Origin of the sequence: Collinsella sp. CLA-ER-H3 (assembly GCF_040092425.1) — a bacterium.
Lineage (GTDB): Bacteria > Actinomycetota > Coriobacteriia > Coriobacteriales > Coriobacteriaceae > Collinsella.
Window position 1 is genome coordinate 1 of the sequence record NZ_JBBNLP010000016.1, and the last position, 8,790, is coordinate 8,790.

Sequence of the window (8,790 nt, forward strand, 5' to 3'; positions counted from 1 at the left end):
TTCGCGGCGGCGGTCGGCCCCATGCCGTCCTCCGTCGCCAGGAGGAAGAGCTCGACCTTCTCCCTGCTGTACATGCGAACCTCCAGTCCGGACCGCCCCGCGGTCCAACTTTCTGTCCGCACCCCCAATCGAACCAGCCGCTACACAGGTTTTACCCAACGGAATGTATTCCATATACTCGTGTCTCGATCAATCAAAGGCCCTCGATGTACGCATGGAGTCGAAGAGCGATGGGGCGAATGTACAACTCTGGCAAGATCACGGCGGCAGACAACAAAAGGTCTACCTCCAATTCCAAAATGACGGCACCTATCTAATTACGTTCGTTCATTCAGGAAAAGCGCTGTCTGCTGAATCAAATCGTGATGGATCAAATGTTAGTCAGTCGAGTATAGATGGTTCCGACCTGCAGAAATGGACTGTTGAACGAATTGGGGCAGGATATACGATAAAAAATAAAGCAGGAAACCAGTGGCTAAATGTTAGAAGAGCCGAAACGAGAAACGGCACAAATATTCAAACTTGGTCAAATGGCGGTGTGGCAGAAACAATGTTTAATCTTGTTCCAACTGAACTCGATGCACTTCCAAACGGTCGGTACGCCATAAAAACCAAACTTGACACGAGAAAAACAATCGACATTCGCTTGGCATCCCAACATGACTTTGCAAATGCTCAAATATGGACTGACTACAACTCCCCAAATCAATCAGTTGACCTCAGAAGACAGGGAGACGGATCATACGCATTTATTTTTGTGCACTCCAAAAAGGCGTTAACCGCAGAAGCCGTCAAGGACGGCGCAAATGTTTCGCAGGCAACATATACCGGTTCAAATCGTCAGCATTGGATGCTATCAAAACAAAAAAATGGATTCACCGTAAAACTAGTTGGAGCAAATGAGTACTTAAACGTAAGGCTTGCAACGGCAAGAGATGGAGCAAATATTCAAACTTGGTCAAACGGGGGAACAATAGAGACACTATTTACTTTTGAAATGAGATAGTCATTTCATTTTAGCTAGACATATTTGCTGAGTGATACACACAGGATATGACCCATCACGACTCAATGAACTGCCTCCCATTTCTTGGACATGAGAAATGGGAGGCTTTCTAGTCGCTATTTAGGGCGTCCAAGATTTGGGACGCAGTTCACAATCTCGGCGTATCATATTTCGACAATTTAGTGAGCGCAAATTAAAGCAAACTCAATTGTTAGATTAAAGTGCAAATGGCATTCATGGAACATCAACCAAATTACATCAACAGCAATAATGAAAAGCAAAGCTGCTAAGAGGCCAATCACCGAGACCTAAAGCTTTTTGCAAAAGAAATAAAAGAGGCAGGGAGCAATGCTCTGAGAATCCTCTTTGAATGATATTTAAGTCCTCGCTCGCGCCTAAAATACAATTTGCGAACTGACCTCCAGCCGCCCTTCGCAAAAGCCTCAATATACAGCCCTCTGTCGCTGGGAAGATTGCTGGGATGGCGAAGCTGGTCATTACCCCTAGCGATATCGTCAAAATCTACAGGATACAAATCAAGCGAATCGCACGAATCAATGAAGTCTTTACCGTGAGAATTGTTTACCAGAAGACAAGAAATGCCCTTTGTCTGACTAAACTTTGTCGAATCATTTAGAACGTCAGGTCTGTTGATTTCAACGCCCCAAAAATCGCCGATGGTAAGATCGCCAGCGCGGAATCTCCCCGCATAGGGGCACCTATAGCAGCTGTCGCGAAGCGTCTTAAGGTTCAGAAACATGTCATAGTAGGGGGATTTCGCCGCAGGAATGGTAACTTCTCTTCCATCCTCAAGAAGAAGAAGAAGAAGAGAGTGACCCCACCCCTCGCGCTTGCACCTAAATCGGAAATCAACCACAGGAGATCCAAACTGGTTGCCATAGTCCTCCACGCAGTCCGAGAACATTCGACCGGAAGGAACACCGTGGCAGACAAGGTCAACAGTAGTTAGATTCTCATAATAGCGCCCAAGGAAGCCCTTAAGACCGGCAACCTGGCAAGGCGTTCCGCAGAACAGGACCTGCCTTCCCTCACGAATGTCCGCCTTAACGTCAACAAAACAAACTCCAGCATCACTCTGCACATATTTTGAGTTAAGCAGCGGGCGGAGCTCATCAACGCTTGCCGCACGACGATGCAATACTCTAAGCGTATTCCCCTCGCACTCATAAGCAGCACCGTACGCTACGCCACCGGCAGAAATAACCTCACGTGCAACGGCACCGAAAACGCCGCCAGAAGCAGACTCTGAAACATCTCCCCTACCAGCAGCGGCATAGAACGGTCCGGCGGAATTAGAACCTATCCCTCGGTTAAGGCCGCACGCCCTAGCGCAAGCACCGCACCCAACGCAAAGATCACTATCAATTACTGGAAGAACAAAACCATCCTTACCCTCGGACATGGTGATGGCGCCTTTCGGGCAGCCAGCGGCGCACGATCCGCATCCGCAGCAATGCGATGGCGACTCAAACAGTGTGGGGACTTCGCCCATTTTCACGGTAGACATGCAGTTATCCCTTTATTTGTGAGCCGAAATAAGCTTGCGCAGAATATCGGCATTCATATAAACAGAAAAAGCCAGCGCAATTGCCAAGCAAGCAATCGCGCTCCAGATACCCGCACCATAGGCGGACAGATAATAGAAAATGAACACGCCGACAATTGAAACCAAAGTCAAAACCTGCTCGCTCCGATCTTCAACAAGCTTTGTAAACTTAGCAACTTTGATCCTGCGGTAATCGTTAACCACAATCATTGCCAGAAGGGTTGCGACAGACGCTCCATATAGTCCAAGATGCGGAATTAAAATAATACACAACACAGCGCAAAGAGCAGCAGACACCGCAGTGGTGGAACCCATAATTCCAGTCTTCTTATGCGCGGTAAAGATACCGCCGTAAAAGCCGGAGATGTTGCTGAAATACGTGGCCAAGAGCAATATCGGCACATACAACAGGCCCTCGCCGAATGAGCCCTTGATCAGGATGCCGTAAACGAGAGGCATGAGCGCAGACATAAGCAGAACAACGCTCATCATGAAACGCCTTAGCGCGCGATACACGGAGTTGTAGAAAACCGACTCATCCTCATCAGAGTTAAGAGCACGCGCCGAGCTCTCCTTCCAGGACTGATAGAAGAAACCATACACCTGGTCCATAACGCCTGGGAACTTGTAGGACACAGCATAAACGCCAGCGGCGGAAGCCCCAAGCGTGTTCATGATAATTAGCCTGTCCAACAGATTATTAATAGTCCAGGAAACCTTGTTGGGGATGAGCGGAAATGAATACCGCAAAAGGTCTCGAGCATAAATAATGGAGAAAGCCGACGGATCAATATAGCGCCAGAGTTTTCGCATGACCATGAAAGAAAGGGCAACAACGCCCTGTGCAATGACCGTGGCAGAAAGCATGCCCACAACACCCCAACTCAACACGGCGATAAACAGAACGTTGAGCACAATAGTTAGGGCACTCGCGGTAAAGTTCATGACGGAATATCCCACGGTATCTCCGAAGCCACGCAAGACCGCAGAAACCATCTGCAGAAGCGCCCCGGCAACAACAAGTCCAACGATCCAGCCAAGATTTTCAGGCTTAAATAACAACCAGATCAGAATCGCTAAAACCGTAAAGCACGCGCAACCAGCAAGAAGAACAGCACATGACGCCGTCACGGCTTTAGCTCGATCTTCATCAGTGCGGCAGTCGATGAGGAATCGAAACAGCGCTTCATCCATAAGCAAGGAAACGGCAGGGACGCAAAACAGCGCAATAGTGTTGATGTAATCGACGGTACCATAATCGCCAGTGGAAAGAACTGAAGTATAGAGCGGCAACAGAAGAAATGAAACGAGCTTAGTTGCCATTCCACCCACTGCAATAATGCCAGTGTTTTTAATAAGTCGGCGCGTCTCCCCCATTACGAAAGTGCCTTTCTAAGATAGGACCAGGAATGCTCCCGCAGAGAATCCAAACGAGAATCCACATCGTCCCAATCGCAGGGGACAATATCGTCGGCACATATAGCATTGGCGCAACGTGAAGAAAGCCCAATATTTCCCAACAAGTCACGCATGCGAGCGCCAGATTTATCCGTAGCAAATACACGGAAAGGTTTATGGAAGAGGACTGAGAATACAGTTGCATGAAAAGAATTGGTGAGAACAAGGCTTGCATGCGCAATAAGTGAAACAAACTCCTCCGGGCCAACGCCGAACAGGTTAACCGAATTTGGAATATCCAAGTTTTTTTCAGATATATAGGCAACCTTCCTGCCTGTTGAAGTTGCCATTAAGACGGTACTCTCGACGAGCTCAGGACATTCACGCAGCAGATACATAAATATATATCCGTCTTCCAGGAGCTTCCTTGAAGTCATCACGGCGTAGTCATCAGCGTTCAGGAGGAGAGTAGGATCAAGCACCACCTCAATAGGCTTATCAACAAGAGACTGGAAGAGCGACACCGTCTCTTCCTCACGCACGGAAAGATAATCGAATCTTGAAAGAAGTGCAGAGACACTTCTTTTATCAAAATTCTCAGGTTTAAACGATGTGTGAGCCAAGCTGGGTGCGTAGGCTACACGACGTCTATCTCCGGCAAACGAGAGAAAAAACGGTTTAACTATGCCATTCGTGCAATCAAGATTCCAAATCTGATCGCTGCCGCAGACAAAACAATCGAACTCAGAGGCAAGCTCATCCATACGATATATAGTTTTGTCATTATATTTATTTGTCAGATTAAAAAAACGTTTCCAGAAAGAATGGAACGCATTTCGCCGTTTCAAATATGACGCAGGACGCGTGCAGAATCTAATAAAGGATTTAGGGTGTTTAAATTGCACCAACCTATACTGTTCAAAATCTTTGCTTCTGTAATCAATCAAAGACGCAGCATAACCCAGTCTTTGCACTGCTGCCTGCATTGCAAACGATTGCAGAGCAGATCCAAAATTATAGGAACAATGGAAAGTTATAATTCCAACCCTCATTTACCCAATAACCTTTCAATATATTTACAAAATCGTTTTAATAAAGAACTAAACGTTGTCATAGCGCCATAAACTGCAAACGCTAAACCCAAATGACCCATAGGCAGCAACGCTGCAGCAACACGCCATTCACCCCGCTTTCCAAGACAATCAGCCGGGAAATTCAATGTATGGTTTCTAAGCCATTGCCTATCAAATGAAGTCAGCCACGAGGACTTTACTGACAAATTTTGGGATGCCGCCAAAACAGCTCTCTTGAATTGCTCCATGAATTCGCGTCCAACAATTAGATGCTCATCTTTGACTGAAAAGACAGAAGCATTCTTAAGCTGTTCAACAATGCTGGCAAAAAGAGCAAGAGAGTCTGTGTCACTAGGGCGAACGTTTGCACAGGTTGAGGAACTATCAAGATCCCAATAATATAAACAAAATGGTACAAAACCAACACGACCATCGTGAAGCTGCCAAAGATACTCTAAATTAAATAATCTATCCTCAGAAAACCTCAGCCCAATAGGGAAGGGTGCCAAATCATCACCCAATCGATCAACAAGCTGCCTAATATGGGCGCTTCGATACAAGCGAGCCCATGAGGCATTTAATTCGTATAACGACTTATCAATAGTTTCACTATATAAACCATCTATCATTGCATCCAAAAGAACCCCGCTGTGCACAACCTTCATATCAGAAACTGCCTGACATATATCGGAAGAACAGCTATTTACAATATTCGGCTGAAGATAGGAGCAGACCACTAAATCAAGGTCTTTTTTTTCAGCAGCCAAAATTAATTCTTTATAGTCGCCTGGAAATAGATAGTCATCTGCATCAAGGAACATCACCCAGTCACTGCATGAAGCTGCAAAGCCAACATTTCGCGCGAAAGATCTACCACAATTGTCTTGAGTTATAACAAGAAGTCGAGAATCATCTTTCGATAACTGCTCAAGCAAATTACGCGTCCCATCTGAGGAACCATCATTAACAACAATTACTTTAGAAAGAGCGGAACCAATAGCAAGAGCGCTCCGAACGCTTCGCACAATGGTATCTTCAGCGTTATACGCAGGAATAATAATTGTTAAGAATGCATCCTGAGTGTCAGAACTGGAATCAAAATTGCGTATTCGCATATCGCTGCTACATGTCGCATGACCATTGATACGCATAAGCGATCCCCCTCTATTTCAGACAAAACTCTTCTTCAAGCGCATTAAACGACTTTCGCATTGAACACTGAGACATAGCGTAAGCCTTACCCTGAGCAGCCAAAGCCAACGCGTAATCGGGATTTAAAAGCAACCTACAAATATTATCTGCTAGCGCGGAATAGTCACCAACCGGAGAAATAAGTGCGCAATTGGTATTCGCGTATTCATGAACGCCCAAAAAATCGGTTGAACATAAAGCGCAGCCACAAAACATGCTCTCAGCTAATGTCAGACCAAATCCTTCATTATTTGTTGCGCAAGCATATACAAGCGAGGAACTGTAAATCTTCCTCAGCTCACTCTGGGTTGCATTTTGCGTATATACAACCCACTCGGGGAACCACGAAGGCCTAGCAGGCGTGCCGAAAGCATTAACAACTAGTTCAGGATTCTCTTCATGAACCAGTGTTAAAGCTTTCCATAAAGTATCGAATCCTTTATGTGAGCCTTCGTGATAGAGGACAGCGACCGCATTATTATTTCTTTCTATTGACTCTTCATAGAATACAGTCGCATCAATTGGGTTCTTGATAAGAGTGGGCTTTACACCAGATTCCTTTTCCACAAGATCAAAAAGCCAATCAGAGACTACAATATTCGACATTCCAAATCTAAAAGATGCTCTCACATCTTTCTCAGAGATACCCCATTTTTCAAAATCTTGGATAAAGTAGTGTTTCTTGCCCTTGCTATTGCTGAGACTAGAAACGCCATAAGCAGTTTCAGCTGCCGTCGCAACAACATGGTCAGAATCGGGAATCTCAGAATCCTTTATACCAAAAATGCACTGTTTTTTTATCGAAGGATTAAGAGGGTACCACCTTGGTTCAACAGAAACAGCCAACCGACACAACAACCGCCTAATAGGCTCGCAAACTAAGCCTCTATTCATCGTATTTAAACAATCAAAACAAATAGTAACTAGGCAGCCATGATCTGAAAGATAGTTCGCATACATGAAGACCATTTTAGCTCCACCCCAAGGTACGCGAGAAAAGCTGTGGAATATAAAAGTAATCCTATTGGTTTTCATATTAGAAATCCTCTATTCACCAATGCACTTGCCGCGCGGATAAAACAATGAATCTCCGATGGTCAAATGATTGCCAAGCACAATAGGAGCCATTGCAATCAAAAAATAGTTTGAATCGACCATAATACCAACTGTCTCGGAACATGAATAAACAACCATTAAAAGCAAACCGAGACAAATACCGTCAATATGATTAGAAAGAATGGCATGAATAATCAATACGAATACTCCAGCAAGTAATAAAACAGTAGGAATTATTCCTTCTCTTAAAAATAAATGGCACCATGCATTATCAACAGTGAAAGACGAAGGAAGACCGTAGAAGCCTAACGAAGAAAAGTCACGACCAAAAAATGTAAATGGCGCCACTTCTGCATACAATTTTGCCAATGCCAGTCTGTCGCTAAGAAGAAAATTAAGACGATTATGTAATGGAACCTGGATGTTGTAACAGAACATAAAATAGAAGCTAGCAATTATTAAAACAAAAGCACCAACAAAAAGCACTTTAAGCACCGCTAGCTTCAACTCAAAATTATGAACACGAGAAAAAAATACAAGTAAAATAGCTTGAAACACCAATAGCAAAACCGCTGTACGTGAGCCAGTCACCATCTGAGCTATAAACGCACAGGAAAGAGCCATTGCAAGATTAGCAAATATGGAGCCATTATAATGTGAAACTAAATAGGAAATAGAAGCGACTACAAGATACCTTGCCAATGTATTTGGATGGACAAAACCAAGGGAATGACGGACACCATTTGTTCCATAAATCAACACATCGCGAACAAGCCCGACATTCAACAAAGCGCATACAAAAATAATTGCCGAAACTGAAACAAACAATGAAATTCGCGCAAGCGCCTCGATATCAACGCCGATACCACAAAGCACGAACAATGCAAGCCATAGAAAGTAGTTCTCCCCAGAGCATCTCCATGAAATAAAACCGATCGCAACGATCAGAAAGAAAGAGAGCCAAGAGAAGCCATTCATTTTTTGAAAAAGGATTTTTAATAACAAGCAGCACAGAGCAAATAATTGGAGTGACATAATTAATGCACTTATGGGCAGTCCGACCAATGACTCAGCAGTCGTAAAACCGAAGACACAAGAATACGAATAAGCTATAAATGCGATATAATAAATCATATCTTCAAACTTGGTATTTAATAGCTGTGCATAACCTATTTTTCCTGAAGAATATGAAATCAATTGTCACTCCAAATTAAGACTAGATATAACGAGCTAAATAAATAAAACAGCCAGCTCTTCCTCCCAGTCGGGCATGTGGAAGCCGGCAGCCTCGAGCCTGGAAAGGTCGAGCGCGGAGTGGACCGGGCGCGGGGCGACGGGGCCCTCGGCGCCGGCGTAGTAGTCGGCGGTCGACACCGGCACGACCCTGTCCCCGTTGCCGTTGGCGGCCTCGAAGACGGCGCGGGCGATATCGGCCCAGGACTTGACGGTGCCGGAGCCGGTGCAGTCGTAGGTGCCGTAGGGGGCGTGCGTCCCCAGCA

The 8,790-nt window shown here is 45.1% G+C and carries 8 protein-coding genes; 1 reads left to right on the top strand and 7 read right to left on the bottom strand.

What is annotated here, in order from left to right; all coding sequences use genetic code 11:
• Positions 1 to 163 precede the first annotated feature (163 nt).
• Entirely contained in the window at positions 164 to 1,006 is an 843-nt protein-coding gene (locus tag AAAX32_RS09850) for an RICIN domain-containing protein (protein ID WP_349100723.1), read from the top strand.
• Between the two features lie 298 nt (positions 1,007 to 1,304).
• Here AAAX32_RS09850 and AAAX32_RS09855 read toward each other — a convergent pair whose 3' ends face one another.
• The 7 genes from AAAX32_RS09855 to AAAX32_RS09885 all read right to left on the bottom strand — a co-directional run.
• Positions 1,305 to 2,534 carry a Coenzyme F420 hydrogenase/dehydrogenase, beta subunit C-terminal domain gene (locus AAAX32_RS09855; protein ID WP_349100725.1) on the bottom strand — a complete coding sequence of 410 codons (1,230 nt, stop codon included), beginning with the start codon at positions 2,532 to 2,534 and terminating at the stop codon, positions 1,305 to 1,307.
• A gap of 12 nt (positions 2,535 to 2,546) precedes the next feature.
• Positions 2,547 to 3,950 (bottom strand): oligosaccharide flippase family protein, encoded by a 1,404-nt coding sequence (locus AAAX32_RS09860; protein ID WP_349100726.1) that lies wholly within the window; start codon positions 3,948 to 3,950, stop codon positions 2,547 to 2,549.
• On the bottom strand, positions 3,950 to 5,023 hold the full coding sequence (locus AAAX32_RS09865) for a polysaccharide pyruvyl transferase family protein (protein ID WP_349100727.1): 1,074 nt from the start codon (positions 5,021 to 5,023) through the stop codon (positions 3,950 to 3,952). Before AAAX32_RS09865 ends, AAAX32_RS09860 begins: the two co-directional genes overlap by 1 nt.
• Positions 5,020 to 6,195 (bottom strand): glycosyltransferase family 2 protein, encoded by a 1,176-nt coding sequence (locus AAAX32_RS09870; protein WP_349100728.1) that lies wholly within the window; start codon positions 6,193 to 6,195, stop codon positions 5,020 to 5,022. The genes AAAX32_RS09865 and AAAX32_RS09870 overlap by 4 nt, the downstream gene beginning before the upstream one ends.
• Positions 6,196 to 6,208: 13 nt before the next feature.
• Positions 6,209 to 7,270 carry a glycosyltransferase family 4 protein gene (locus tag AAAX32_RS09875; protein ID WP_349100729.1) on the bottom strand — a complete coding sequence of 354 codons (1,062 nt, stop codon included), beginning with the start codon at positions 7,268 to 7,270 and terminating at the stop codon, positions 6,209 to 6,211.
• A 12-nt stretch (positions 7,271 to 7,282) separates the two neighbouring features.
• Positions 7,283 to 8,488 (bottom strand): hypothetical protein, encoded by a 1,206-nt coding sequence (locus AAAX32_RS09880; RefSeq protein ID WP_349100730.1) that lies wholly within the window; start codon positions 8,486 to 8,488, stop codon positions 7,283 to 7,285.
• Between the two features lie 33 nt (positions 8,489 to 8,521).
• Positions 8,522 to 8,790, bottom strand: a 269-nt coding sequence (locus tag AAAX32_RS09885; protein ID WP_349100731.1) for a sugar nucleotide-binding protein, incomplete at its 5' end; no start/stop codon positions are given.